The sequence below is a fragment of the Polynucleobacter finlandensis genome (assembly GCF_018881755.1).
Classification (GTDB): Bacteria; Pseudomonadota; Gammaproteobacteria; order Burkholderiales; family Burkholderiaceae; genus Polynucleobacter; species Polynucleobacter finlandensis.
Genome location: NZ_JACVPS010000011.1, coordinates 35,583 through 59,984, shown reverse-complemented (window position 1 = coordinate 59,984; position 24,402 = coordinate 35,583). Strand labels below are relative to the sequence as shown.

At 45.6% G+C, this 24,402-nt stretch carries 24 protein-coding genes; 6 read left to right on the top strand and 18 right to left on the bottom strand.

Annotated features, from left to right (window positions below):
• Positions 1–48 precede the first annotated feature (48 nt).
• The 3 genes from ICN49_RS08505 to ICN49_RS08495 all read right to left on the bottom strand — a co-directional run bounded on the left by ICN49_RS08505 (position 49) and on the right by ICN49_RS08495 (position 4,405).
• Complete coding sequence (locus tag ICN49_RS08505) at positions 49–504, bottom strand: OB-fold nucleic acid binding domain-containing protein (RefSeq protein ID WP_216167507.1); 456 nt, start codon at positions 502–504, stop codon at positions 49–51.
• Between the two features lie 52 nt (positions 505–556).
• The gene (locus tag ICN49_RS08500; protein WP_216167505.1) at positions 557–3,247 is read right to left on the bottom strand and encodes a bifunctional acetate--CoA ligase family protein/GNAT family N-acetyltransferase; all 2,691 of its coding nucleotides are present in this window, start codon (positions 3,245–3,247) and stop codon (positions 557–559) included.
• 138 nt (positions 3,248–3,385) lie between these two features.
• Positions 3,386–4,405, bottom strand: coding sequence for a Bug family tripartite tricarboxylate transporter substrate binding protein (locus ICN49_RS08495; RefSeq protein WP_216167503.1), 1,020 nt, complete (start codon positions 4,403–4,405; stop codon positions 3,386–3,388).
• A gap of 138 nt (positions 4,406–4,543) precedes the next feature.
• Between ICN49_RS08495 and araD the strand changes: the two genes are divergently transcribed.
• On the top strand, positions 4,544–6,283 hold the full coding sequence (gene araD, locus ICN49_RS08490; RefSeq protein WP_216167501.1) for an L-arabinonate dehydratase: 1,740 nt from the start codon (positions 4,544–4,546) through the stop codon (positions 6,281–6,283).
• Positions 6,284–6,343: 60 nt separating this feature from the next.
• Here araD and ICN49_RS08485 read toward each other — a convergent pair whose 3' ends face one another.
• The 6 genes from ICN49_RS08485 to ICN49_RS08460 all read right to left on the bottom strand — a co-directional run bounded on the left by ICN49_RS08485 (position 6,344) and on the right by ICN49_RS08460 (position 11,221).
• Positions 6,344–7,201 carry a metal-dependent hydrolase gene (locus ICN49_RS08485; protein ID WP_216167499.1) on the bottom strand — a complete coding sequence of 286 codons (858 nt, stop codon included), beginning with the start codon at positions 7,199–7,201 and terminating at the stop codon, positions 6,344–6,346.
• 143 nt (positions 7,202–7,344) lie between these two features.
• On the bottom strand, positions 7,345–7,758 hold the full coding sequence (locus tag ICN49_RS08480; RefSeq protein WP_255535476.1) for a peptidase associated/transthyretin-like domain-containing protein: 414 nt from the start codon (positions 7,756–7,758) through the stop codon (positions 7,345–7,347).
• Positions 7,759–7,770: 12 nt separating this feature from the next.
• On the bottom strand, positions 7,771–8,880 hold the full coding sequence (locus ICN49_RS08475; RefSeq protein ID WP_216167497.1) for a linear amide C-N hydrolase: 1,110 nt from the start codon (positions 8,878–8,880) through the stop codon (positions 7,771–7,773).
• A 114-nt stretch (positions 8,881–8,994) separates the two neighbouring features.
• Positions 8,995–9,975 carry a quinone oxidoreductase family protein gene (locus tag ICN49_RS08470; protein WP_216167495.1) on the bottom strand — a complete coding sequence of 327 codons (981 nt, stop codon included), beginning with the start codon at positions 9,973–9,975 and terminating at the stop codon, positions 8,995–8,997.
• A 91-nt stretch (positions 9,976–10,066) separates the two neighbouring features.
• On the bottom strand, positions 10,067–10,636 hold the full coding sequence (locus ICN49_RS08465) for a phasin family protein (protein ID WP_216167493.1): 570 nt from the start codon (positions 10,634–10,636) through the stop codon (positions 10,067–10,069).
• A 96-nt stretch (positions 10,637–10,732) separates the two neighbouring features.
• A complete protein-coding gene (locus ICN49_RS08460) occupies positions 10,733–11,221 on the bottom strand; it encodes a cupin domain-containing protein (RefSeq protein ID WP_216167491.1) in 489 nt (162 codons plus the stop codon).
• Positions 11,222–11,381: 160 nt separating this feature from the next.
• Here ICN49_RS08460 and ICN49_RS08455 point away from each other — a divergent pair, with 160 nt between their 5' ends.
• The 4 genes from ICN49_RS08455 to ICN49_RS08440 all read left to right on the top strand — a co-directional run bounded on the left by ICN49_RS08455 (position 11,382) and on the right by ICN49_RS08440 (position 15,535).
• A complete protein-coding gene (locus tag ICN49_RS08455) occupies positions 11,382–11,993 on the top strand; it encodes a cupin domain-containing protein (protein WP_216167489.1) in 612 nt (203 codons plus the stop codon).
• 10 nt (positions 11,994–12,003) lie between these two features.
• A complete protein-coding gene (locus ICN49_RS08450) occupies positions 12,004–13,089 on the top strand; it encodes an NHL repeat-containing protein (RefSeq protein ID WP_216167487.1) in 1,086 nt (361 codons plus the stop codon).
• Between the two features lie 13 nt (positions 13,090–13,102).
• Positions 13,103–13,858, top strand: a complete 756-nt coding sequence (locus tag ICN49_RS08445) for a substrate-binding domain-containing protein (RefSeq protein WP_216167485.1) — start codon at positions 13,103–13,105, stop codon at positions 13,856–13,858.
• A 66-nt stretch (positions 13,859–13,924) separates the two neighbouring features.
• Positions 13,925–15,535, top strand: coding sequence for an MFS transporter (locus ICN49_RS08440; protein ID WP_216167483.1), 1,611 nt, complete (start codon positions 13,925–13,927; stop codon positions 15,533–15,535).
• On the opposite strand, the gene ICN49_RS08435 is transcribed toward ICN49_RS08440, so the two are convergent.
• The 7 genes from ICN49_RS08435 to ICN49_RS08405 all read right to left on the bottom strand — a co-directional run bounded on the left by ICN49_RS08435 (position 15,532) and on the right by ICN49_RS08405 (position 21,653).
• Entirely contained in the window at positions 15,532–16,518 is a 987-nt protein-coding gene (locus ICN49_RS08435) for a Bug family tripartite tricarboxylate transporter substrate binding protein (RefSeq protein ID WP_216167481.1), read from the bottom strand. The two genes, ICN49_RS08440 and ICN49_RS08435, sit on opposite strands and share 4 nt — an antisense overlap.
• 24 nt (positions 16,519–16,542) lie before the next feature.
• Positions 16,543–17,214, bottom strand: a complete 672-nt coding sequence (locus tag ICN49_RS08430) for an RraA family protein (RefSeq protein WP_216167480.1) — start codon at positions 17,212–17,214, stop codon at positions 16,543–16,545.
• Positions 17,215–17,225: 11 nt separating this feature from the next.
• The gene (locus ICN49_RS08425) at positions 17,226–18,245 is read right to left on the bottom strand and encodes an amidohydrolase family protein (RefSeq protein ID WP_216167478.1); all 1,020 of its coding nucleotides are present in this window, start codon (positions 18,243–18,245) and stop codon (positions 17,226–17,228) included.
• 23 nt (positions 18,246–18,268) lie between these two features.
• Positions 18,269–18,940, bottom strand: a complete 672-nt coding sequence (locus tag ICN49_RS08420) for a transporter substrate-binding domain-containing protein (protein WP_216167475.1) — start codon at positions 18,938–18,940, stop codon at positions 18,269–18,271.
• A gap of 129 nt (positions 18,941–19,069) precedes the next feature.
• Complete coding sequence (locus ICN49_RS08415) at positions 19,070–20,038, bottom strand: Bug family tripartite tricarboxylate transporter substrate binding protein (RefSeq protein ID WP_216167473.1); 969 nt, start codon at positions 20,036–20,038, stop codon at positions 19,070–19,072.
• A gap of 2 nt (positions 20,039–20,040) precedes the next feature.
• On the bottom strand, positions 20,041–20,988 hold the full coding sequence (locus ICN49_RS08410; RefSeq protein WP_216167471.1) for a Bug family tripartite tricarboxylate transporter substrate binding protein: 948 nt from the start codon (positions 20,986–20,988) through the stop codon (positions 20,041–20,043).
• The gene (locus ICN49_RS08405) at positions 20,985–21,653 is read right to left on the bottom strand and encodes an RraA family protein (RefSeq protein ID WP_216167469.1); all 669 of its coding nucleotides are present in this window, start codon (positions 21,651–21,653) and stop codon (positions 20,985–20,987) included. Before ICN49_RS08405 ends, ICN49_RS08410 begins: the two co-directional genes overlap by 4 nt.
• A 126-nt stretch (positions 21,654–21,779) precedes the next feature.
• Between ICN49_RS08405 and ICN49_RS08400 the strand changes: the two genes are divergently transcribed.
• Positions 21,780–22,160 carry a hypothetical protein gene (locus ICN49_RS08400; protein ID WP_216167467.1) on the top strand — a complete coding sequence of 127 codons (381 nt, stop codon included), beginning with the start codon at positions 21,780–21,782 and terminating at the stop codon, positions 22,158–22,160.
• Between the two features lie 34 nt (positions 22,161–22,194).
• Here the strand turns inward: ICN49_RS08400 and ICN49_RS08395 are convergent, their stop codons facing one another.
• Together ICN49_RS08395 and ICN49_RS08390 are read right to left on the bottom strand one after the other, a co-directional pair.
• The gene (locus ICN49_RS08395) at positions 22,195–23,238 is read right to left on the bottom strand and encodes an alpha/beta hydrolase (RefSeq protein WP_216167465.1); all 1,044 of its coding nucleotides are present in this window, start codon (positions 23,236–23,238) and stop codon (positions 22,195–22,197) included.
• A gap of 187 nt (positions 23,239–23,425) precedes the next feature.
• The gene (locus ICN49_RS08390; RefSeq protein WP_216167463.1) at positions 23,426–24,232 is read right to left on the bottom strand and encodes a universal stress protein; all 807 of its coding nucleotides are present in this window, start codon (positions 24,230–24,232) and stop codon (positions 23,426–23,428) included.
• Positions 24,233–24,402 lie beyond the last annotated feature (170 nt).

Here is a 24,402-nt window from a genome sequence, read left to right as displayed (position 1 = left end):
CTAGATATTGATATAGCTCAAACTTATAGCGGGTAGTTAGCTATTAGGCTATTTAGAGCTCACTGAAGCATCTTCAATAATGACTTCATAGGCGTAACCGTGACCAAAATCTTTGTCAGTACGCAAGATGCCCTTCACCGTCACTACAGCGCCTACCTTAGCCTGATCCTTGGTGGTAAGTACCAAGTCATTGTTTTTGGCTGCAGCAGTACCAGATCCGTCCCGCAAATGAATCCAGTTTTTACCCATAATCTCTGGGCTAAATTTAACCACTTTGCCCCGCACCAGCACCGGCTTGTCCTTGAGGCTTTTGGATTGGTCGATGATCTCGGCAACCGTATAGGCATTTTGACCCACAGCCTTAGTCACATTGACATCGCCGATCTCAGCGGCGCTAGCTACCGCCCCGTGCGGCGAACTACCGTGGGGGTTCACCATGGGGGCATCGGCAGCATAAGCCAAAGAAGTTAAGCTCAGTAATCCAGCAAGTAGCAGTGTTTTCATAATATTGATCATTAAAGGTAGATTAAAAGTTCAGTAGTCATATTAACCATACTTACAGGGTATGGGTCACAATTTTAAAATCAGGATCTTCTTCAAATTCTTTTACTTTGTACCCAAGACCCGTCATTAATTTGAGCATTCCATGATTGTTAGCCAAAACCAGGCCATCAATTTCTTTTAAGCCTTTGTCGCGGGCAACGTCCATGATGCTCAACATCAGACGTGAACCCAAGCCTTTGCCACCAAATTCATCGGCAACTAACAAAGAGAACTCACAGCTTACGACATCAGGATTGGTGATGTAGCGCGATACCCCAATAATTCTTTGGGTTTCAATCGAGACGCCCTCTTCGTTCACTTTGCGCTCTTTTAATACTGCAACTAGCGCCATCTCGCGGTCATAGTCAATCAATGTAAACCGAGAAAGCATTGCTGGTGAGAGTTCAGAAATAGTCGCCACAAAACGGAAGTACCGACTCTCTGGTGATAGTCCAGCCACCAACTGCTGCAACATATCGGCATCATCTGGATGTATAGGTCGAATGACATACTCGCCACCACCCTTCATGGGCCAAACCTGCTCATAGCGCAATGGGTAAGGGAGAATCGCCAGATGACTGTATACCCGTGACTTTCCATCTACTGGTTGAGGTGGCCGTTCAATCACAATCCGCGCATCTACTGCTACAGCGCCAGCTTCATCAACAATAATTGGGTTGATATCCATCTCGCGCAGTTGAGGTAACTCGCAGGCCATCTCAGACACGCGTAAAAGCACTTGCTCAAGTGCCGCTACATCTACAGCGCTGGCGCCACGCCACTCTCCTAAAGTTTCAGCAACGCGTGAACGCTCGATCATCCGGTGCGCCAAATATTGATTCAGTGGCGGTAGCTCCATGGTTCGATCATTTAGTAACTCAATCATGGTGCCACCGGCGCCAAAGGCAATCATTGGCCCGAAGGGCTTATCTGTTACCAAACCAATATAGAGTTCGCGCCCTCTTTTGCTACGCGCCATCTTTTGCACTGTGACACCATTAATCCGTGCCTTAGGGGCTAGCACTGAAACGGATTCAATGATGCTGTTGTAGACATCACGTACTCCGGCGGCATTCATAATATTGAGCGCTACACCATTCACATCAGACTTATGGCTAATATCCGGTGAATCAATTTTCAAGGCAACGGGATAACCTAACTGCGTTGCAATCATCATGGCCTCGTTTGAGCTAGTTGCCAAAATAGTTTGTGTGACTGGGATATGGAAGGCTGCAAGTAGTGCCTTAGATTCCATCTCCGTCAAGATATTGCGCCGCTCGGCGAGAACGTTCTCAATCAACAAGCGAGCTCCTTCAACATCAGGTTGAGCTAAATGAGAGAGAGGTGGTGGTGTTTGCTGAAGTAAACGTTGGTTTTGATAGAAGCTAGCGATATTTCCAAAAGCACCCACTGCGGCTTCCGGCGTTCTAAAACTCGGAATATTGGCGTTCGCAATCAGATCGCGCGCACTCACGACTGAAGAGTCCCCCATCCAACAACAGAGTAATGGTTTACCGATCTTGGATTTGACATCGACTATGGACTGTGCAATCGCTAAACCATCTACACCTAGCTTAGGCGAGTAAATCACCAATAGGCCGTCGATCTCACGTTCTTTATTGGCTGCCTCTATCGCAGCGCGATATTGCTCTGGCGTCGCCTCTTCAGAAAGATCAATTAAATCGACAAGAGATGCGTTTGAAGAAACGAGGGGTTTTAATGCTGCAATCGCTTCAGGCGACAGCATGCCTAATTGCAGGTGAATCTCATTAATCCAATCTGCCGCTAATACACCTGGGCCTCCACCGTTCGTAATGACTGCCAAATGTTTACCAACCGGACGATAGCGTGAGGCCAGACATTTCGCGGCCGAGAATAATTCTACAAAAGAGCGCACTCTGACAGCACCAGCACGTCGTAATGCTGCATCAAATACTTCATCACTACCAACAATGGCGCCGCTATGCGTTTGGGCTGCTAGGTTAGCAGCTGATTTTCTGCCGGCCTTTAGGATCACCACAGGCTTTGCTCTCGCAGCAGAGCGCAATGCACTCATAAAGCCACGCGCATTAGAAATACCCTCTAGATAAATCACGATGCTATGAGTGCGTGAGTCTGAGGCCAGGTAGTCGAGTACTTGAGCAATATCCACATCGGAGTTTGGCCCCAATGAGACGACATTTGAAAACCCTACTTGATTTTGCTTTGCCCAATCTAAGATCGATGCCGTTAAAGCTCCCGACTGAGAAATCAAACCCAATGGGCCAGCTGTAGCCATGGGTCCGATCACGCTAGCATTGAGTTGCAGTGCGGGCATTTGGAAACCTAAACTATTTGGTCCCAGAAGATGAATGCCGTGACGACGTGCAGCCTCATGAATTTCTGTAGCAAGTCCAGCAGATACTCCCGTGCCAATAACCAGTGCAGCCTTACATTTAATACGAGCGGCCATATCTAAAGCGGCCAGAATTCTGTCATGCGGCAGAGTGATGATGGCCAATTCGGCCTTTAGCTTACCCAACTCTAAAAGAGTGTCGGGGGCATAAATATTGAGGTACTGAATGGAGCCCTTAAATTTCTGGGCACTCAAGTCTTCAGTCAAACCTTTGGCAAAAGGACTCGACAGAACTGGATCATCGGCATCGCCAACAAACACCACAATGCTTTTTGGCTGAAATAAGTAAGAAAGGTAATGTTTGTCCATGGCGATCGATCTATGGTTAACCCTCAGTATCGGTCAACCATGGAGCAAGCAATTTGATATAGAACAAACTTTAGTGCACTGCAGTATGAATTTTGAGTCCTAATAGAACTCAAAAGCATATTAACCCCTTGTTACTGATTATTCTGGCTTGATACCAGCCTTTTTAATTAGGGTGACCCACTGATCGATTTCCGACTTTAGGAAGTTGTTATATGCGCTTGAGCCTAGGGGTGGAATAACAAATCCAACTGACTCCAAACGCTGTTTAACCTCTGGCGCTTGCATTGCCTGAATCATGGCTGCTTCCAACTTATCTAAAACAATCTTGGGCGTTCCCTTAGGGGCGCTAATCCCTGCCCAAGATAAAGCCTGGAATCCCGGATAACCACTTTCCGATACTGTTGGCACATTTGGGTATAAGGGATTACGTTGCAAACTACTCACAGCAATTGGACGTAATTTACCAGCCTGCACATATGGAAGCGCTGCATCTTGATTAATAAATTCCATCGGAATTTCATTAGCAAGGATTGCATTCATCAAGGGGCCGCCGCCACGATAAGGGATTCCGACAATCGGTAGCGGTCCACAATTATTTTTCTTTTTGGGATCGCCACAATTGTTAGTTGTTTGTCGAAGTAATTCCATCGCCATATGACCTGATGATGCATAGGTATACCCATAATCCAGCTTACCTGGATTAGCTCTGGCGTAATCAACAATATCTTTTAAGGTTTTAAATGGACGATCCGGATTCACCACCAGCACGTTTGGGCCCAAATCAATTAAAGAAATATTTGCAAAATCTTTTAGGGAGTCGTATTTCAGATTTGGATCTAAACCATGAGCCACTGCATTTTGGCCAACACCAGTCATGACCAAGGTGTATCCATCAGGAGTAGCATTGGCTCCACGTTCAGCACCAATCACGCCGCCGCCACCGCCAATATTTTCAATAATGAAAGCTTGCTTAAAGATTTTGGTGAGCTGATCCGCAGAAATACGAGCCATGACATCCGTAGTTCCGCCAGCAGGGAATGGAACAATAATCTTCACCGGTTTATTTGGGTAGTCTGCCTGGGCAAATGCGATAGAAGCGGAAACTGAAAACACGCTAGCGCATATCAGCGCCCTAAAAAAGGCCATAAATACGGTCATCAAGTCATCTCCATAGTTTTATTAAATATCAGACTAGAATTTGAAGGGTAAATAGGTATAACTCAGAAAACAAGTGCTGATATACCCTCCCCCGCCTACGGTACTAATATAGAAGCATTTATATAAGAAATAAAACAAATGACAAAAAAGACTAAAGAGACACTACGCAGCGCACGATGGTTTGAACCAGATGATCTGCGCTCATTCGGACACCGCTCACGAGCAATGCAAATGGGATATGGACCGGAGGATTGGTCTGGAAAACCGGTTATTGCCATCATCAATACTTGGTCTGATATTAACCCCTGCCACACCCACTTTAAACAGCGTGTAGAAGACGTCAAGCGAGGGGTTTTACAAGCCGGTGGATTTCCACTAGAGCTCCCTGCAATCTCACTAGCAGAACAGTATGTAAAACCTACCACCATGCTCTATCGCAATATGCTAGCTATGGAAACAGAAGAGCTCATTCGCTCCCACCCTGTTGATGGTGCAGTACTAATGGGCGGATGCGATAAGACAACGCCGGGCTTAATTATGGGCGCTCTATCAGCTGGTCTGCCATTTGTTTACTTGCCTGCTGGACCGATGTTGCGAGGCAATTGGAAAGGACAAATACTGGGCTCTGGCTCTGATGCCTGGAAATATTGGGATGAGCGTCGAGCAGGAAAAATTTCAGAAGCCCAATGGCTTGAAGTTGAAGGTGGTATTGCCCGCAGCCATGGCACCTGCATGACTATGGGAACCGCAGCAACCATGATGGGAATTGCCGAAGCTCTAGGCCTCACATTGTCAGGCGCCTCAAGTATTCCTGCGGCAGATGCAAGTCATCCACGCATGGCAGCTGCATGTGGCAGACGAATAGTGGATATGGTTTGGGAAGACCTCACGCCCGCAAAGATTTTGACTAAAGCAAACTTCATCAATAGCATCGCCGTCGCAATGGCAATGGGATGCAGTACCAATGCCATCATCCACCTAGTGGCGATGTCACGCCGAGCTGGAAAAGACTGCACGATTACGCTTGATGACTTTGATACTGCAAGTAGAAAGGTCCCAGTTATTGCCAATATTCGCCCTAGTGGCGAGAAATATCTCATGGAAGATTTTTATTACGCCGGTGGAATGCCAGCGCTAATGAAACAGATGCAGTCGCATTTAGATCTCAATGCGATGACGATATCCGGAACAACATTAGGCAAAAATATTGAGCATGCGCAAGTACACAATGATGATGTCATCCGCCCATTAAATATTGCCATTTATCAAGAAGGTGCTCTTGCAGTTCTCAGGGGCAATCTTGCACCGGGCGGCGCCGTCATTAAGCCAAGCGCTTGTGCTGCAAAATTCTTGAAGCACACTGGGCCTGCCTTAGTGTTTGATAGCTATCCCGAAATGAAAAAAGCAGTAGAAGATGAAAACCTCGACGTTACCGAAGATCATATTCTTGTCCTCAGAAACGCAGGGCCCAAGGGTGGCCCTGGGATGCCAGAATGGGGAATGCTACCAATACCAGTTAAGCTCGTTAAGCAAGGAGTGCGAGATATGCTCCGACTCTCCGATGCACGAATGAGCGGTACAAGTTACGGCGCGTGTATTTTGCATGCCTCTCCCGAAGCCTATATTGGTGGTCCGCTCGCTCTTGTAAAGACGGGTGATCTCATCACGGTAGATGTTGATGCGAGAAAAATTCATTTGGAAGTTTCTGATGCTGAATTAGCCTCCAGAAAATCAGCCTGGATACCACCACCACCCAAATATGAGCGTGGTTACGGCTGGATGTTTAGCAAACATATCCTTCAGGCCGAAGATGGCTGTGACTTTGATTTTCTGGAAACTGGATTTGGGGCACCCGTTCCAGAGCCAGATATTTTCTAAGGCCGTATAAAGAAAAACCCTGCGACTTGCGCAGGATTTTTCTACTGAAGCTGAAGCAAATTAAAACTGAACTGTTTCACCCTCTGTCATAGGAATAATCTTGATAGAGCTTCCCTTCATCGCCTCTTGGAATTCAGCTACCGTGCCCTTGGTCATCGGATTGGAACCATAGTGCATTGGGATCACCATCTTCGGCTTAACCCAAGTACGCAATGCATAAGCAGCATCTTCTGGCGCCATCGTGAAATTGCCACCAATCGGAATCAATACCAGATCAGGTTTGTAATGCTCGCTAATGAATTTCATATCACTAAAGAGACCTGTGTCACCCATATGCCAAATCTTGAAGCCATTCTCTAGTTGGATGATATAACCCATTGGCTCACCAGCAGGATGAGATTCCATCTTGTCAGTGGCTGGATTTTTCCAAACCAATAATGAAGAATGCTCTGCTTGGACTGCAGTTACCTTAATGCCTGGTAATGGAGTGACACTGCCAGTCTTATTAAAACGATGTCCAAGATCTGGCGGCAAAATTCCCAAGGTAGTTAAAGGTGTCACCATATCGGCGGGGCCATAAAGCTTGGTGTTATTCATTTTGGCAATCGCTGGAGCATCACCAAGATGGTCAACGTGTGCATGCGTTACCAATAACAAATCGATTGGCCCAATCGCAGCTAAATCAGTTTTATACATTGGGGGTGTTTTAGGCCCACCAGTAATCCATGGGTCAATCAGAATCATCTTGCCATTAGGGCTCTTAATCCGAAAGCCCGCCTGCCCCAACCACAATAATTCGGTTTTTCCTTGAGCGCCACTTGTTGCAGGTGCCTGCGCTTGTACGCTAGATGTCAAAGCCAGTAATAAGCCCGCAATGAGGGTGGCACCTACAGAACTTTTCAATGAATGAATACGCATAAATCAGTCTCCAGTTGTATTTTTATAAATCTTCTAAAACTATAGCTCAGAAAAGAGTACTTAGCTTATATGGCAGCGCAACAATTTAAGCTTGAAGGCTTAGAATTTGATTGCACTCAAAGATTAAAAATCAATCTCAGGCATCACTTCCAGAAGACGGATGCCTTTTGTGGCTGGCCAGCCTTTATAGAAAGTGCTCGCTTTTGTTCAACGCCCTGATAGCTTGCTTGCAAAATATATTCGCCAGGCTCAATATTGATCAATATATAAGGGCCATCTGCCTGAGCATCAAAGATGATTTTTTTCTGTGTATTAGCAATCTTGATACTAGCGCCAAAGATCCAAATTCCTCGTCCATTTTCAATCTGAGAAAGCTCCAGCATTAACGGCCATTGTTTAGCCTCAGACAAAATCGCAATAGACTCTTCTTCACCAACCCCACCAGAGATGTACGCAACACCCTCAGAGTATTGCGGACTGGGCAGCTGAGCGAATACTGTTAAGCAAGGGATGAGGCAAGCGCACAGAACCGCGAACTTCAAAATCAGCTTCATCATCGCCTCTTATCTTTAATTTACTGAGATATATGACTGCGGCTTATCTAGGCTGTAGTACTTCACCTCTTTTGCATTGAAATCCATTTTCTTCAGATCAAAAGATTGCACATTGGTTGTCTCAAACATTTTGACGTAATACATCATGTTTTTGTTATCGGCCACAACTGTCCACTCAGTAATCTCTATGCCACCTGCACCACCACCATAGGCATTGCTTGCCGGCAAACTAATTGCGCCCGGAGGGATGTCAAAGCTTCCCAAGATATGCCAGGCAGTATTGGTCTGTTTTGCAGTGGTATAGGTAGTAGGGGCTGACTTAGATAAAAATAGCGCCCGAATAAAACGACTTGGACTTAAGTAATCGCCTGGCAAGCCATGCAAGCCACTACCAGAGCTTGGTGGCACATACGTTGCGCCATTAATTACCATCGCCGGTTTTTCAACATTGGTGAGATTTGCGTAATTACCAATGTTATTTAACTGATCTCTAAAGGCTGGATCATTTGTCATTACGCCAGTAGGATTGTCGGTAACAACTAGCTCACCCTTAAGATATTCAATCACAATACTCTTGCCTTTTGCATCATGCAAAGTCATGCGCACCGGAGCTGAACTATTGTTATACGCAGGAATGATGGAGCGATTCACATAAATCTTTTTAAAGCCTTCTTTAACCTCATCAACCGTAGCAAAATTTGTAAGGGCGTACATCAGCATCTGAATGGAGGCGATGCTCTTAGCAGAATCAGCTGGACTGACGACTTGATAGACCGCAGTGTTAGGGGCATTCAGTAGGCCACCCACTAAGCCTTTTTCATTCATGCCATCAACCAATACAGGCATACCCAAGCCATTCATGCCGACGACAGCATATTTTGTAGTCCAATTTAAGCCCGAGCCAGGCTTACTATCAATCCCCACTCCAGGAACCGCTAAATTTCTAGGCATGACCGTCAATTGGGATTTAAGCGGTAAACCAAATTCCATCGTGCGCCCATATACAAATCCGCCATCGCTACCTTTTAATAAAAAGCTGGTGCAGGCATTGCTTGCAAAAGAAGTAAACGCTAAAGAGGCTGCAAGAGCTGTGGCCAAAATTTGTTTAATGAATGTCTTCTTCACTGTTTCCCCTAGATTTATTGGACTAAGCATACATATTACAACTAGAGACTTTAAAAGAAAAAGCCCCGTACAAGTACGAGGCCTAGTGCATCAAAGCAGGATGTCAGCAGCTCATCAAGGGATCATGATGATGGCGCCTGATACCTTTCTACCCTCAGCAGCTTTATGGGCATCTGCAGCCTGCTCCAAGCTAAATTGAGCGCCAATCTGCACTTTGACAGCGCCACTGGCAATTGCCTCAAATACAGCACGGGCATTTTCTTGCAGCAACTCAGGGGTGGCGTTATGCGGGAACACCGAAGGTCTTGTTAAAAACAGGCAGCCCTTCTTATTCAAGATCTCCGGTTGAATCTCAGGAGCAGGACCTGATGCGGCGCCAAATAGTGCCAAAGTACCAAATGGCGCAACACAATCTAAGGAACCTAAAAAAGTATCTTTAGCTACGGAGTCATAAACCACATTAGCCTTACGTCCACCTGTAGCCTTTAACACCTCTTCAACCCAATTTGCTTGCGAGTAATCGACCACTGCATCGCATCCAGCAGCTTTCGCTGCTGCGACCTTGGCTTGTGACCCAACAGTACCCACCACAAATGCGCCCAAGGCTTTTGCCCAACCAGCAACAATCTGTCCAACACCGCCAGCAGCCGCATGAATCAGAACCACATCACCCGCTTTTACTTTGTAGGTTTTTTGCACGAGATACTGAGCAGTCATGGCCTTGAAGAAAACAGCAGCTGCCACCTCATCAGAAACATTGCTTGGTACAGGAACCAATTTATCGACTGACACATTACGGTGGCTAGCGTAAGCGCCAATACCTGCATTCATATACATCACGCGATCGCCGACCTTAAATCTTATTACGCCCTCACCAAGCGCCTCGACTACGCCGACGGCTTCATGTCCAAGCCCGGTAGGCAGCTCCAAGGGATAGACGCCAGAGCGCTGGTAAACGTCAATAAAATTAAATCCAATCGCCGTTTGGCGCAGTTGCACCTCACCTTTTCCAGGTGCAGGCAATTCCTTATCAATCAATTTGATTACGTCAGCGCTTCCCAGTTCATTGAGGCTTACTATTCGAGCAGTTGTCACGTGTCACCTTATATATTTTTTATTTAAAAAAATATCATACCTTAAGAACAGTGAACACGTGATGCCTCGTCATCATGGGGCCGTTTGAACCCTATGCACCCTTTTTAGTGGCGGCTTTTACAGGTTTCTTGGCTTGCGAACTACCAAGGTTAGATACGTTTTCAACGCTCTTTTCAAAGCTATTAAACGAATCTGCCATTGCAGCTCTCACTAATTCAAAATTCTGTAAGGCTGTATTGAAAGAGGTCTTAAATACAGAGACATAAGCCTCAGATCCAGGGGGCGCATTATTTGTGGCTTCGTTGACGAAATGAATCAGATCTACCTTAGACTCTTCAATCATAGATTCGGCAATTTGATTGAGCTCCTTATTACCACTACTCAGCACATCCATTAACTGAGCCTGATATTGAGAAACCTCCTTGGCGGCATCTTGCAACACTTCAGCATGCACATGATCAAATGCAGCCTTTGGATCTTGGGTCTTTAATAGCTCTGTCACTTTTTTCTGAAAAAGTGCAGCTAACTCTTGAGCGGCTTTCTGATTAATCTGAGCAATCGCTTGAGCACTTTCAGCAGCAACCAGGCCTACAGCCTTGGAAGTCTTGATTACCTTTTGTTGATTTGCCATCACATTTAAATCAAATGGTTTCTTGCTCATAAAGAAAGCTCCTTTTATTCAATGATGCATCTTGATCTCAATCCAATCTACTCTTGAATCAGCAGCTTTCTTATAGAGATATACCACTAGGGGAAATTAATTGAGCTTGTGCGGCTTGCCGAATCGTCCTTCATTCGGATATACCGACGTAGTCGAAACCGGTCCCATGCCGATAATCTGAATTTCAGTATCGCCCTTAATGGCGCCATCAAAGTGCACTACCCCTGCCGGGTGAAACATCATGCTGCCGGCTGGTAAGCCAACCGTCGTAGCTGGATCCCAACTAGCGTCAGTGCCTGCATACCAAGTCCCCTTGATCACTGTGACAAAACGATCTTGTGTGTGGAAATGCGGCGTGCTCATGATTCCAGTGGGGAATATATTTCTGACGACATACATGCCGGGTTTATTAGGGTCGCCATATAAAACGGTTGTTTTCACGCCAGCTGGAGCATCACCCCAAACCACCTGGTCCGGTTTGACGACGACAAAATCCTTTGGACCGCTTTGGGCCTGAACTGAGAATGTCGTCGTAGCTGCTGCTAGGGCTAAAAAAGTTACTTTACAAAAATTCAATAGCTTCATCATCATCTCCAAATATCGTTATTTTTAGTTGCTGCCTTTTGAGCCAATCTAACATGCCAAATAGCAAAGCTCCCTAAGGGATTACCCCTGAGCTAAGCTTATAGACGCTTGTTTTGCGCTAAGCTTCTCAGCATAAAAAGAAGTCATAACAGGAGGCAATATGAAATACGTACTTTGTGGCGCGCTCGCGCTCATGGCTAGCACTTCCTTGCTCGCCCAAGGAAAAGTAAATCCAACAGATCCTCAGCCAAGTTGTTATATGTGTCCAGGAACCTTTATTCCGGTCGATGAGCTCAATGCCTATACGAAAAAAGCAATCGAAGAAAGGCATATTGATCAGCAGGTGCGTGATATTGACATTGGCAAAGCTAGAGTGGGTATCGGCATGGTCTACCGTGGGAAGCTTGATGCGCCCAGTCCAGACTCTGTGGCAGAGCATGATCAAATTAGCGAGGTGTATCACATCATTTCGGGATCTGGCACATTGGTTCTCGGGCCAGACATTACCAATAGACAACGCAGACCAGCTACACAAAAGACCGTGGTTGAATTTAATGGTCCTGGAAATAACGGGACTGAGATTTTAAATGGCATCTCTCGTGATCTAAAGCCAGGGGATGTTGTAGTCATTCCTGCGGGAACTGGGCACTGGTTCACCAAGATTGATGACCACATTAACTATCTGATGATTCGCTTTGACCCCGACAAAGTTACCCCATTAAAAGGTGAGGCGCAATCGAAAGAGTATTTATCAAAACCTGCGACACGCTAAGAAGAACAATATGAACACCTATATTCGTAGTATTTTCCTCATTCTATTCATTGCTATTTGTGGCGGCGCGTATGCGCAATCGGCAAGCAAGGCACCCCAATACAAAGTTGATCCTTACTGGCCCAAGCCTTTGCCGAACAATTGGATTTTGGGTCAAGTGTCAGGAGTTGCTACAGATGCGAACGATCACATTTGGATCATTCATCGCCCACTCACTGTCACCGATGATGAAAAGGGTGCCACATTAACCCCTCGTCGGTCTAAGTGCTGCGTACCTGCACCACCCGTTCTGGAGTTTGATAAGCAAGGAAATCTATTGCATGCTTGGGGTGGTCCAGGAGCCGGTTATGACTGGCCTAAAAATGAGCATGGTATTTACATAGAGCCTAGTGGAAATGTTTGGGTCGGCGGCAATGATGTCACTGATCATATGATCTTGAAGTTCACGCCACAAGGAAAATTTCTCCTACAGATTGGTGGCAAAGGAGAAAGTTTGGGTAGCAATAACACGACTCAGCTCGGTCGCCCCGCCCATATGAATGTAGATCCCGCTGCTAATGAAATTTATATTGCGGACGGTTATCTTAATAAGCGTGTCATTGTTTTTGATTCAAATACTGGAGCTTATAAGCGTCATTGGGGTGCTTATGGCAACGTACCGAGCGATGAAAAGATGGCTAATTTCAATCCTACGTCACCACAATTTGCTAACCCAGTGCATTGTGTACGCTTGATGAAAGACAACACACTCTTAGTATGTGATCGTGCCAATAATCGCATTCAAGTATTTGAGAAGAGCGGGAAATTCATTCGTGAGATGGCTTACGAAACTGAAACCAAGGGATCTGGTTCCGTATGGGATCTCATTCCATCCGATGCTAGCCAAAAATACATCCTCATTGCCGATGGCACCAATAATGAGGTCACTGTACTTGTTCGCGAGACCGGTCAAAAAATGGGCTCCTTTGGAAGAAGCGGCCGAAATGCTGGCGACTTCCATTGGGTGCATAACATCGCCGTGGATTCTGATGGAAGTGTTTACACCACTGAAGTTGATACTGGCAAACGCGCTCAACGATTTACTAAATCAAAGTGATTAAAGGCAAAGATTGAAATACATTCTCAGTAGCATTGCCACCATACTTCTCAGCACATCAGCAATGGCACAACTCACCGTCATGATCTCTGGTGGCTTTAGTGGTCCCTATCAAAAAATGCTGCCGCAATTTGAAAAAGCATCAGGGGTGACTGTCACCACCCTATCAGGCGCATCACAGGGCTCTGGTCCCAAAACGATCAAAGCCCAACTTGATAAGGGTGCAAGTGTAGATGTGGTTATCCTATCCAGAGAAGGTCTTGCAGAGTTAATGACGGCTGGAAAAATCATTCCAGGAACAGATGTTGACTTAGCAACCGCGCCATTGGGTGCAGCAATTCCGACGGGAGCAGTAAAACCCAAGATCAGCACAGTTGCAGAATTAAAACAAAGTCTCATCGATACAAAATTGATCGTAGTACCTGGGAGCACTAGTGGCATCTACTTAGTTGATGAACTTTTTCCACGTCTTGGTCTTACCAATCTGATATCCGTTAAGGTAACCGAGCGAGGCAAAGAAGCCACTACGATGTTGGCTGCAAAAGAGGTGGGGATGGCCATTCAGCCGACAAGCGAGTTGGTCAATATTGCTGGGATTGACTATATCGGTCGACTCCCAAAAGAGGTGCAACTAATACAGACTTTTTCTGCCGCAATTGTGACAGGATCAAAAGAGACTAAACCTGCCCAGCAATTAATCCAACTACTGACCTCTCAACAAGCCACGCAGGCCATACAAAATAGCGGTATGGACCTTATTCAAAGATAAGCCTGCAGTACCATTAGAGCGTGAGTGGCAATACGCTATTTGTAGAGCTCAAGTAATATAGGGTTTATGAGCATAAATACCCTACTACCAAGCAAAGTTCCTGGGTGGTTGGCTCCACTAAAGTCATTTCCTGTTTTTCGAGCGCTATGGTCTACATGGCTAGTTGCCAACGTCTGCATGTATACCAACGATGTAGCCGCGGCCTGGATGATGACCTCGTTGACCACCTCGGCGACATTGATCGCCTTAGTACAAACCGCCGCAAATCTACCGGTACTTTTATTGGGTGTTCCTAGCGGGGCTCTGGCCGATATTTTGAATCGCAAGCATTTTCTGGTCTTTACGCAACTCTGGTTAGCTCTCAATGCCACCTTATTATTTTTCTCTTCAGCATTCGACCTGCTTAATCCTACATTCTTATTAATACTGACCTTTATTAATGGCATCGGTTTGGCAATGCGCTGGCCAGTCTATGCGGCAATTGTTCCCGATCTTGTGCCACGAGATTCACTTCATCTTGCTTTGGGGCTCAACTCCATCGCCATGAATGCATCCCGCATTTTGGGCCCGCTGATTGCTGGACTCATTATTGCGAGTATCGGTACTGAGTTTGTATTTGCCCTCAATATGATTCTTTCCTTGGGGATGATATGGATCGTGGTCCGCTGGAAAAATGAGAGTTATGTTTCTACCCTGCCAGGTGAACGCTTCTTCGGTGCCATGCGCCTTGGAGCTCAATACATCAGGCAATCCAAGCCGATGCGTTCAATTCTGCTGAGATCATTCTTATTTTTTATGCAGTCTTCGAGTTTGCTTGCCCTGCTTCCAGTCATTGCAAAAGATCACTTTCATGGCAATGCCAATACCTTTACCTTATTGCTATCGTGCCTCGGATTTGGTGCCATTCTGGTTGGCTCGCAACTTCAAACTATCAGAGCGCGCTGGAACCCAAATCAACTAGCTACCTATGGAATTATCTTTCTTTCATTGAGTTCCGTTGGAGTAGTGTTAGTTCCCAATATTTGGTACGCAGCTCCACTGATGGTGATGTGTGGAATGTCTTGGTTCTCTGTTGGCAATTCACTGAGTACCGCCTCACAATTGTCACTTCCCAATTGGATTCGCGCGCGCGGGATGTCCTTTTATCAAATGAGCCTCATGGGGGGTAGCGCACTTGGAGCATTTGTTTGGGGGAAGATCACTACCGCACATAATGTCACCGTAAGCATTTGCTTAAGTGCAGTATTTGGATTGGTAATGCTAGTCTTGATTCGCAAGCATCCTGTCAATGGCCATGAGGTAGAAGACTTAACGCCTGTTTGCCCAATTGAGCGCCCACATCCATCTCGAGATATCGACCCCGATGAAGGTCCTGTCATGATCTCCATGGAGTATCACGTCAACAAAGGGCATGTAGAGCAATTTAAGAAACTCATGGCCAAGACTCGCAGATCCAGGCTCAAACAAGGGGCGCTATCTTGGAGTCTGTTTGAAGATGCCGAGCATGCCGGCAAGTTCTTGGAATATTTTGTATTTGAGACTTGGGCCGACTATCTCAGACGATTTGACCGCTTCACAGCCGATGACCTAGCCATGCAAGAAGAGCGGCATCGCTTTCATATTGACTCTAGCCCTCCCAAGCTCACTAGACGCATTGCTTCTGCGCTCAAAAGCTAGTCAGCCGTTGCGCCCGACTGCTTAACTAGCAGCTCCCAATAAGGGATTTCCTTTTTTATAAATGCAGCGAACTGTTCAGGTGTTTGCTCGCTATTAATGGAGCCCATTTTTGCTAAGCTTTCAGCAACTTCAGCCGAGACTAGAATCTTGTTGATTTCTTTATTTAAGATATTCACCAGTGATGTTGGAGTTTTAGCAGGAACAAAAATTCCATACCAGTTCTCAACTACAAATTTTGGATAGCCAAGCTCTTTCATTGTGGGAACATCTGGTAAGTTTTTTGCCCTAACGGATCCTGTTGTAGCTAAGGCTCTAACCTTGCCGCTGTTCAGATGAGGCACCATGGCACCGGTCGATTCAAAGGCCATAGGCACTTGACCTGCTAAGACATCAGCAATAGCAGGGCCTGAACCCCTATAAGGAATATGCGTCATATCCAGCTTTTGCTCGAGCTTTAATAACTCACCTAATAAATGATGGGTGCTACCACTACCTGGAGAAGCGAAACTATATTTGCCTGGTTCTTTTTTAATTAAAGCAATCAGCTCCGCGAAAGAATTTGCAGGGACGGATGAGTTGACATATAAGACCATTGGCACTGCCGCAACTTCAACAACTGGCTTCAGACTGAGAATAGGATCGCTTCTGAGCTTGTATAAATTTCTGTTGATCACAATGCCTGTGCTATTCCCCAGCAATAAAGTGCAGCCATCTCCTGCAGCACTGCTGACAAATTCAGTGCCAATATTGCCACTTGCACCAGTCTTATTTTCGACAATAATATTGACGCCCAATTGCTTCGTGAGTCCCGGGACTAAGATCCTCGCCAGAACATCACTGGCACCACCAGGCGGATATGGAGAGACAATCTTCACGACAGAGCATGGGTACTCGGCATATGCCCCACCAATGAAACCAAAATAAACGACTAAAGACAAACTCAAATCTAGTAAAGATTTTCTAAGCTTGGATCTTGGCAACATTGGGCGCCCTCTCGTATAGATGAATTAATGCTTGAGCATTTGCTCGTAATTAAACTGCTTATCGACATCAATCATTGACTGGCCTTGTCTTAAAGCCTCAACCATGGCGAGCTCTTTCTTGGCAATGGCTTCTGCTGCATCCAAAACTAGCTCAAGTTTTGCAGCTGGAATAGCCACTACACCATTCACATCAGCAACCATGACATCTCCAGGAATAACTGGGATATTGCCAATTCTGACTGGGATATTCCATGCCTCTTGCACAATGCGCCCACGGGCAGTAATGGGTACTGTTCCCCGTGCATGCACTGGAAAGCCGAATTCTTCACAGGTATCAACGTCACGTACAGCCCCATCAACCACCACCCCTGAAATCCCTTTTTTAAGCGCACCCATGGAGAGAATCTCACCCCAACAGTTATTGTTTAGGTCCCCGCGGTTATCGATCACAATCACATCGCCGGGTGAAGCTGAAAAAATGGCATCTACGCCCAAATGCGTCTTACTTTCAACAGCTCCCGCGGCAATCATGCGAATGGTTATCGCTCTCCCAACTACCTTCGTCTTGCCCCACTGAGGAAGAATCCCAATCACCGCCGCAGAAATTCCCAGCTTATCGAGGGCGTCACTGAGATTGGATGTTGCTAACTTTTCTAGGCGAGGTCTATATTTTTGATCAAATTCTTGGGATGTCATCTAAAGCCTTTTTACTTAGGAATTCTGAAGTTGATTCTAGAAAATACTGTTCGAGCATTACCCTCAAAGATCATTGATCGATCCTTCTCGCTCAATGACTTCACTTCATCGATATAACGACGCGTATCGTCAAAATAGAATCCAGTATCAGGATCAATATCTTTCACGGCACCAAAGGTTTCCGAGGCAAACAAAATATTTTTCACCGGAATTACTTCAGTCAATAAATTGATACCTGGTTGATGGTAAACACAAGTATCAAAGTAGATATTATTCAGAAGCTTCTGATTGAGGTCTGGAATATTCATATCCTGAGCCAAGCCTCTAAAGCGCCCCCAGTGGTAAGGAACAGCCCCGCCGCCATGTGGAATCAAAAAGCGTAGCTTTGGAAATTTCTCGAACAAATCAGAAGTTAAACACTGCATAAATGCTGTGGTATCTGCATTTAAATAATGTGCACCAGTCGTATGAAAACACTCATTACAGCTGGTACTGACGTGGATCATGGCAGGTACATCCAATGCGGTCATTTCTGCAAAAATAGGATGCCAGTAGGCATTACTTAAGGGCGGATCGCGCCAATGCCCTCCAGAAGGATCGGGGTTGAGGTTAATACCCACAAATCCATACTCATTAATGCACTTACGCATTTCAGGCAAGCAGGTGCTGATATCGACACCAGGTGATTGCGGGAGCATTGCAGCGCCTACAAAATGCTGAGGGAATAACTGAGTCACTCGATAGCAAAGCTCATTACAGATAGCGGCCCAGGTTGCTGATGTATTGAAATCACCAATATGGTGTGTCATAAAACTGGCTTGGGGCGAGAAAATGGTGACATCAATGCCGCGCTCACGCATCCTTGCCAACTGATTCTGCTCTATTGATTCTCGGATTTCATCATCACTGATCTTGAGGTCTGATACTTTTGGACCAAGCTCAGGAGTGCTTAAGTTGGCAACTTGCGCGTCACGCCATGCTTTTAAAGATTTTGGCGCTGTGGTGTAGTGCCCATGACAGTCAATGATCATTCTGCATCTCTCTAGTTATCATTTTATTTTGCAGCAAGACCTTGAATACCGGAGCGCTCAATAATCGCCTTTAATTTCCCTGAGGCAGTTATTTCATCAACAAAGAGATTTAACTGCTCTGTCGTGCCATTTCTATTTAAAGGCGTTCCTAAAGCAAGGTTTTCATAGCCAATAACTACTGGCAGCACTCTCGATCCAGGTGTGCTTCCCGCCATTTCATACAGAATCGCTTTATTACTTGAAAAACCATCGAGTTCACCAGACTTGAGAAGCTCAATAGCTTGCTTCGTCGACGTGGTTTGTACCAGTGTGGCATTCGGAATAAGGCCTGGGAGTTCTCGCGCAGAGTTGCTGCCCATACTATAGCCAATATTGACTTTCTGTTGATTCAACTCAGAAGGTGAATTAATTTTGCTTCGAGGGCCAATTAAATATCCCTTTTCAATCTGAATCACCGTCTTTGAAAATTGAATATATTGCGCTCTATCAGCACTGGCATTCGTAAACACTAAATCGACCTCACCTTTTTTCACGGCTGCCAGAACATCAGCATTCTTTTCAAAAACTACTGGAGAGTATTTAACATCTAACTTGGTGGAGAGATCTCCGCCTAATTCATATCCGATTCCCCGAGGATCGCCACTGGCTAATTTAGCTGGCAAGATTGAAGTTGGTGTGCCTTTATAGAGGCCCATCTTTAATTCCCCTTGAGGGGCTATAGAGTTTTGCGGTGCAGTGGAGCAAGCGCAGAGGATGAGTGAAAAAACGAATCCGCACACCTTGCCCCAGAAAAAACGATATCTCATCAATTTATTTTCTGGGCATTAATCAGGCTGAATATTGGCATCGCGAACCAGCTTTTCGTAACGCTTGCGCTCTGAATTAAGAAAGGCTGTAAATTGCGCAGTGCTACCGGGATTGACCTCGCCGCCAACCGAAGTTAAACGCTCAATCATGTCTTTCGATTTGAGTGCTTTCTCTACCTCTGTGTGCAATGTCTTCACAATCCCTGCTGGTGTTTTAGCAGGCGCAATTAAGCTATACCAAACAGAAGCCTCAAATCCAGGAAATCCAGATTCTGCAATTGTAGGTACACCTGGAAATAATGGGGAGCGCTTAGCGCTCATCACTGCAATGATTTTAAGATTTCCAGCTTTAACCTGAGGAGCAATTTCAAGCATATTCATTGCGACCAAATCTAACTGGCCTCCGATTAAGTCTGTAATGGCGGGTGCGCCCCCTTTATATGGGACATGCTTAAAGGAAACTCCAGCAGCCTGCTCAAAGAATTTCATGGCCATGTGTGGGGTTGCGCCATTGCCTGGTGACCCGTAGGTAATGAAATCCGGATTTGCCTTTGCCGCTTTAATCAGGTCTGATAATTTTTGATACTTACTTCCAGCAGTTGTAGCTATCACTACCGGGACGCTACCAATCATTGCAATTGGGGTGATGTCTTTATCGACATCAAATGGCTGAGGTTTATAAAGAGCCATATTGGCAGCTAAGGCATTGGCTGCAACCATCAGCGTATATCCATCTGGCGGGCTATCAATCAATTGCTTAACCGCAATATTAGTCCCAGCACCTGGCTTGTTTTCAATGACAAAAGCTTGCCCCATTGAGCCAGAAAGACTTTGTCCCAAACTTCTGGCAACTAAATCTACCGCGCCACCTGGCGCATACCCAACCAGAACCTTAATTGGTTTATTCGGATAGTCCTGAGCCATCGAATGGACTGAGAATAGAAACCCGCAAAACAATAAAACATTGGAGATCATCTTCTTCATCATTTTTACTCTCTAGGAGCCCCTGACATTCTGACAATACCTTCGTAACGCTTAATCTCTGATTGAGAAAACTTTGTGAAATCAGCAACAGAGCCACCATCAACCTGTGCACCTATGGATTGAAGGTGCTGCTTCACCTCAGGATCCCTCAGCACTTTATTAAAAGCTGCATTCAGTTTTTCGGTAATATCTTTTGGGGCTCCAGCTGGGAGCATGACGCCATACCAGGCATTAGCTACCATCGGCACACCTACTTCTTTCATCGTGGGTACATTAGGTAATTCAGGAATACGTTTATCAGCAGCTACACCAAGGGCCTTCAGCTTCCCCGCTTTAATATTATTGAGTGACCCAGTATCCAGCATCATGTCAATATGCCCAGCCATCAAATCTACTGCTGCCGGACCACTCCCCTTATAGGGAACGTGACGAATATCCAAACCAGTCACCGTTTTAAATTGCGCTCCAGCCAAATGCTGAGAGGCGCCGATACCAGCCGAGCCATAAGTAAACTTTCCAGGGTTCTGCTTCGCATCAGTCATGAGATCTTTCATGCTGTTCCAGGGTGATGCAGCTGGCACGACCATGATGTTTGGAATCGTGCAGACCAGCACTACTGGCGTGAAATCTTTAGCGGCATCAAATCCCTGGTTCGCAAATAAGTGAGGGCCAGCAGCATTGGTAGAGCTCGTGGCCATCAAAATAGAGTAACCATCAGGTTTATCTTGTACAAAAGCTTGGGTGCCAATGTTCCCGCCTGCCCCACCCTTGTTCTCAACAAATACTGAAACGCCCAGCTCTTTTGTTAAGGGTTGAACCAAGATACGCGCCACCTGATCCGTTGCGCCGCCTGGAGGCCACGGAACCAAAAACTTAATGGACTTATCTGGATATGCGGCAATGGCATTGATCGCTAGGATACTTAAAGCAAAAGTAAATAGGGCTTTTTTCATAGGGCGCCTTTTTGTTTTAAAGTGGCATCCACCCAAGCATCGTTATATTGACCATCCAAAATGGATTGAATGGTTTTGCGTTCAGCCGTTTCTTTTTCTTTACCCAACTTGGCAGCTTCGAGTGCAATGTTTGGAGATAGAGCAATAATGCCATCGCAGTCACCCAAAATCACATCACCCGGATTGACGACCATGCCACCAATACTAATTGAGGTATTAATCGATCCAGGGCCATCCTTATAAGGGCCGCGCATATTCACGCCACGAGCCCAGCATGGGAATTTGTGTTTCTCAAAAGCATCCACATCACGAATAGCACCATCAAAGACACAGCCAATCGCACCTTTCGATTTGGCAACCGTCATCATGATTTCCCCAAACAGGGCACGCGTTATATCGCCACCACCATCCACTACCAAGACATCACCTGGTTTTAGGATTTGCAAGGCTTTATGAATTAAAAGATTGTCCCCAGCACGAACGCTAACTGTTACGGCATTACCGCAAACGGAGACAGAAGATTTATTCACCGGGAGAATACTGACTGCGCCAATCGTCCTGCCCATGACATCACTCACCACTGAGGTTGCCAGCCCCGTTAGAGCGGAGATGCCCTCTTGAAAGGCTTCTTTTCTTGGATGAATTTCAATCCCAGTTGTGCTCATTAACAAATCTCCTGAATTTATTTATATAGTTTTAACCATGTCAATATAACGCAAATATATTGTCTTGTTCCTAAACTTTAAGGCTAAATTCAGCCTATGATTTACCCTTTTAGCTCAAACTAACGAATGCTCAAAATTACACGCTCAAGTGAGCTCTTAGAGCTTGCGCGCTTAAATCAGGCAAGCTCGGAATGCGGCACTTGCAATGCGCTGATGAATCCGGGGTGGGAGTCTGTACCTGGAAGTTTTGACCTGAAGCTCTTAAAAATCATTGGCACACTACGGGATGAAGACAAGCCAGAAACTTGGGAGGAATACCACCCTCATGGGACAAACTCATGGTCTGCTGATGCACCAATAGCTATTGGCTACCACCCTTACACCAGGTGCGATATCTACGAGTGCATGAACTGCACTCGCAAGTACCTAAGGTATGGTGAGTATGGCGGCTACTATGTTGATGAGCGTGTGCGACCGCTTAACGCAGAATTTATTATTGAAGGCTAGCCACCCGAAGACGGCTAGCGTTTCAGCTAAATACTTACTTCTCTGGCTTAAAGCCGCTATCCAAGAATTCCTGCACTCCCGCAAACATCAACATACGATTCTTTTCCATGATGATGGTGTGAGTACCTTCACTGATTTGGAGCATTTCCTTGTATGGCGCATTTTCTAGCTTAGTAAAATATTCATACATCATGTAGCTAGGTAAGTCAGCATCCCACTCAGCATGAACCAACATTACAGGCACCCGAATATCTTTTGGCTCATAGACAGGCTTACCAGCAGTCCAGTACTCACGCGCATCTTGCACTGTTCCGTTAGGTGCTCGTAACTTCTTAGGTGTCTGCGTCTTGCCCCAAGGGTCGGTATCAAAAGTCGCATTAGCCCATTTCTCAAACCAACCTTCTGGAATCAAACTGGCTTTGGCATTTTCTGGAACACCAGTTAACCAGCGATTTTTAGCATCAGCAATTGATGCGACTCGATATGCCCCAAGTGCACCGCCTTTATCCGTTAATGGTGCACCACCCTGACGTAACCACTGAGGTGCGTATAGGACTAGCTTATTAACTTTCTCATTATGTTCAGTAGTGTACTTACCCATAATGGTTGTACCCCATGACCAGCCGAGTAAATTCATCTTCTGAATATTGCGCTTTTTTAAGATGTAATCGACAGCACTGGAAACATCGCTCACAGCAACATCGGTTCGCACTAGAGGTGCGTTTTGTTCTGCAGGTTGATCCATCTCTGGTGGGCGAGTTGATTTTCCATAACCGCGCAAGTCAACCAACCAAACGTCATAGCCTCTCGATGCCATGTACTCCATCCAAGAGGTTCCGCCTAGCGATAAATCAAAAGCAGTTTCTGCTGGATATGTAGAGCCATGCACATACAGCAGCGTTTTCTCTGCTGTGAATTTCTTCATACCAGTTAAGTGCTTATTGCGTACGTAAAGTGAAATGCCAAGTGTATCGCTTTGCACCATGTATTCATTCATTTGAATTTTTCCGGCAGCAAATACCTGACCAATCCCAACGAAAGAAATCAGTAAAGCAAATATCTTGTAAGTGATTTTCATATGATCTCCGTATGAGTTAAAACTCATTTTTATCGTATTTTTAAATTCTACTAGTTACTAACTCTTAGTATCACCTAAAAATCAACATCGCATCGGATGACTGCTTTGCGCCAAGAAAAAAGCCACCCGGAGGTGGCTAAAACTGCCAAAGCAGTAAGGAGACTTCCAACAAACAACAAAAAAATATTTAGCTAGACATTAAAACCGGCAGAACCATCGTTTTCAAAATATGTCTTGTACCAGCACCCCGACTGATGAATGGGAAGCCGATATGACTATGAGCACCCATAACCAGTAAATCAGCACCTTGATCACAGGCGTTGTTGAGTAGCATATCCATCACGCCAATATCATCAATGATCATGGCCTCTGTTTTAGATTTGATGCCATGGCATGAGAGTTGTACGGCAACCTCTTTACAGGATGCTTCTGCTCGGTCAAAGCTGGAATCAAAAGCCAAGACAACGGCTTGGTCACAATTTAATATCAATGGAAGAGCATCATTTAATGCATGAGCAGCTTGGCTCGATGCATTCCAAGCAATTAATGGATGTTTAAATGAGCCAGAGAATTCACCAACATACGGAATGATGAGTACAGGACGGCCTGCGTTGGTTAATACTTCCTCAACAAGCTCGGCTGGGACAAAATTAAGGCCTGATTCCTCATATTGCCCCATGATGACTAAATCAAAATACCTTGCCTTCTCCGAAACCAGAGCCAAAACAGCAGAGTCACTTCCTCGATTGATGTCTACCCATTCAGCATTTAATCCTTGGGTTGCAGATTCAAATGTCTTTTTGCTCTCTTGGCTAGCCTCAACATACTCTTGTGGGGGCCAGCTTGCCATGCTACCGACAAGCTTAGAGGGTCCTTTTTGGGCAAATACCCCAACCAATCTGGCGCCATTTGCTTTTGCTAAAGCGGTAGCTATTTTCAAACGAGCCTCACAGCGAGGGCTTTGATCTAAATGCACCATTAAATTTTTCAACATGACTTCATCCTAGAAAATGTGTAATTAACTTCATTATGCTTAGGCCAGAAATCTTCGATTTGATCCAAATCAAGCTATTGGCCAGTGGATGAAGAAAGCCCTCAGAATCTTGTTTTCACCCTACATGCACGTCATTAGTGTCAACAAATTAAGGGTCGTTGAAAGCGCGC

What these genes read in the sequence shown, in the direction of transcription:
- ICN49_RS08505 (WP_216167507.1), bottom strand. Translation starts at nt 504, where the DNA reads ATGAAAACACTGCTACTTGCTGGATTACTGAGCTTAACTTCTTTGGCT.
- ICN49_RS08500 (WP_216167505.1), bottom strand. Translation starts at nt 3,247, where the DNA reads ATGGACAAACATTACCTTTCTTACTTATTTCAGCCAAAAAGCATTGTG.
- ICN49_RS08495 (WP_216167503.1), bottom strand. Translation starts at nt 4,405, where the DNA reads ATGACCGTATTTATGGCCTTTTTTAGGGCGCTGATATGCGCTAGCGTG.
- araD (WP_216167501.1), top strand. Translation starts at nt 4,544, where the DNA reads ATGACAAAAAAGACTAAAGAGACACTACGCAGCGCACGATGGTTTGAA.
- ICN49_RS08485 (WP_216167499.1), bottom strand. Translation starts at nt 7,201, where the DNA reads ATGCGTATTCATTCATTGAAAAGTTCTGTAGGTGCCACCCTCATTGCG.
- ICN49_RS08480 (WP_255535476.1), bottom strand. Translation starts at nt 7,758, where the DNA reads ATGATGAAGCTGATTTTGAAGTTCGCGGTTCTGTGCGCTTGCCTCATC.
- ICN49_RS08465 (WP_216167493.1), bottom strand. Translation starts at nt 10,636, where the DNA reads ATGAGCAAGAAACCATTTGATTTAAATGTGATGGCAAATCAACAAAAG.
- ICN49_RS08460 (WP_216167491.1), bottom strand. Translation starts at nt 11,221, where the DNA reads ATGAAGCTATTGAATTTTTGTAAAGTAACTTTTTTAGCCCTAGCAGCA.
- ICN49_RS08455 (WP_216167489.1), top strand. Translation starts at nt 11,382, where the DNA reads ATGAAATACGTACTTTGTGGCGCGCTCGCGCTCATGGCTAGCACTTCC.
- ICN49_RS08450 (WP_216167487.1), top strand. Translation starts at nt 12,004, where the DNA reads ATGAACACCTATATTCGTAGTATTTTCCTCATTCTATTCATTGCTATT.
- ICN49_RS08440 (WP_216167483.1), top strand. Translation starts at nt 13,925, where the DNA reads ATGAGCATAAATACCCTACTACCAAGCAAAGTTCCTGGGTGGTTGGCT.
- ICN49_RS08435 (WP_216167481.1), bottom strand. Translation starts at nt 16,518, where the DNA reads ATGTTGCCAAGATCCAAGCTTAGAAAATCTTTACTAGATTTGAGTTTG.
- ICN49_RS08430 (WP_216167480.1), bottom strand. Translation starts at nt 17,214, where the DNA reads ATGACATCCCAAGAATTTGATCAAAAATATAGACCTCGCCTAGAAAAG.
- ICN49_RS08425 (WP_216167478.1), bottom strand. Translation starts at nt 18,245, where the DNA reads ATGATCATTGACTGTCATGGGCACTACACCACAGCGCCAAAATCTTTA.
- ICN49_RS08420 (WP_216167475.1), bottom strand. Translation starts at nt 18,940, where the DNA reads ATGGGCCTCTATAAAGGCACACCAACTTCAATCTTGCCAGCTAAATTA.
- ICN49_RS08415 (WP_216167473.1), bottom strand. Translation starts at nt 20,038, where the DNA reads ATGATGAAGAAGATGATCTCCAATGTTTTATTGTTTTGCGGGTTTCTA.
- ICN49_RS08410 (WP_216167471.1), bottom strand. Translation starts at nt 20,988, where the DNA reads ATGAAAAAAGCCCTATTTACTTTTGCTTTAAGTATCCTAGCGATCAAT.
- ICN49_RS08405 (WP_216167469.1), bottom strand. Translation starts at nt 21,653, where the DNA reads ATGAGCACAACTGGGATTGAAATTCATCCAAGAAAAGAAGCCTTTCAA.
- ICN49_RS08400 (WP_216167467.1), top strand. Translation starts at nt 21,780, where the DNA reads ATGCTCAAAATTACACGCTCAAGTGAGCTCTTAGAGCTTGCGCGCTTA.
- ICN49_RS08395 (WP_216167465.1), bottom strand. Translation starts at nt 23,238, where the DNA reads ATGAAAATCACTTACAAGATATTTGCTTTACTGATTTCTTTCGTTGGG.
- ICN49_RS08390 (WP_216167463.1), bottom strand. Translation starts at nt 24,232, where the DNA reads ATGTTGAAAAATTTAATGGTGCATTTAGATCAAAGCCCTCGCTGTGAG.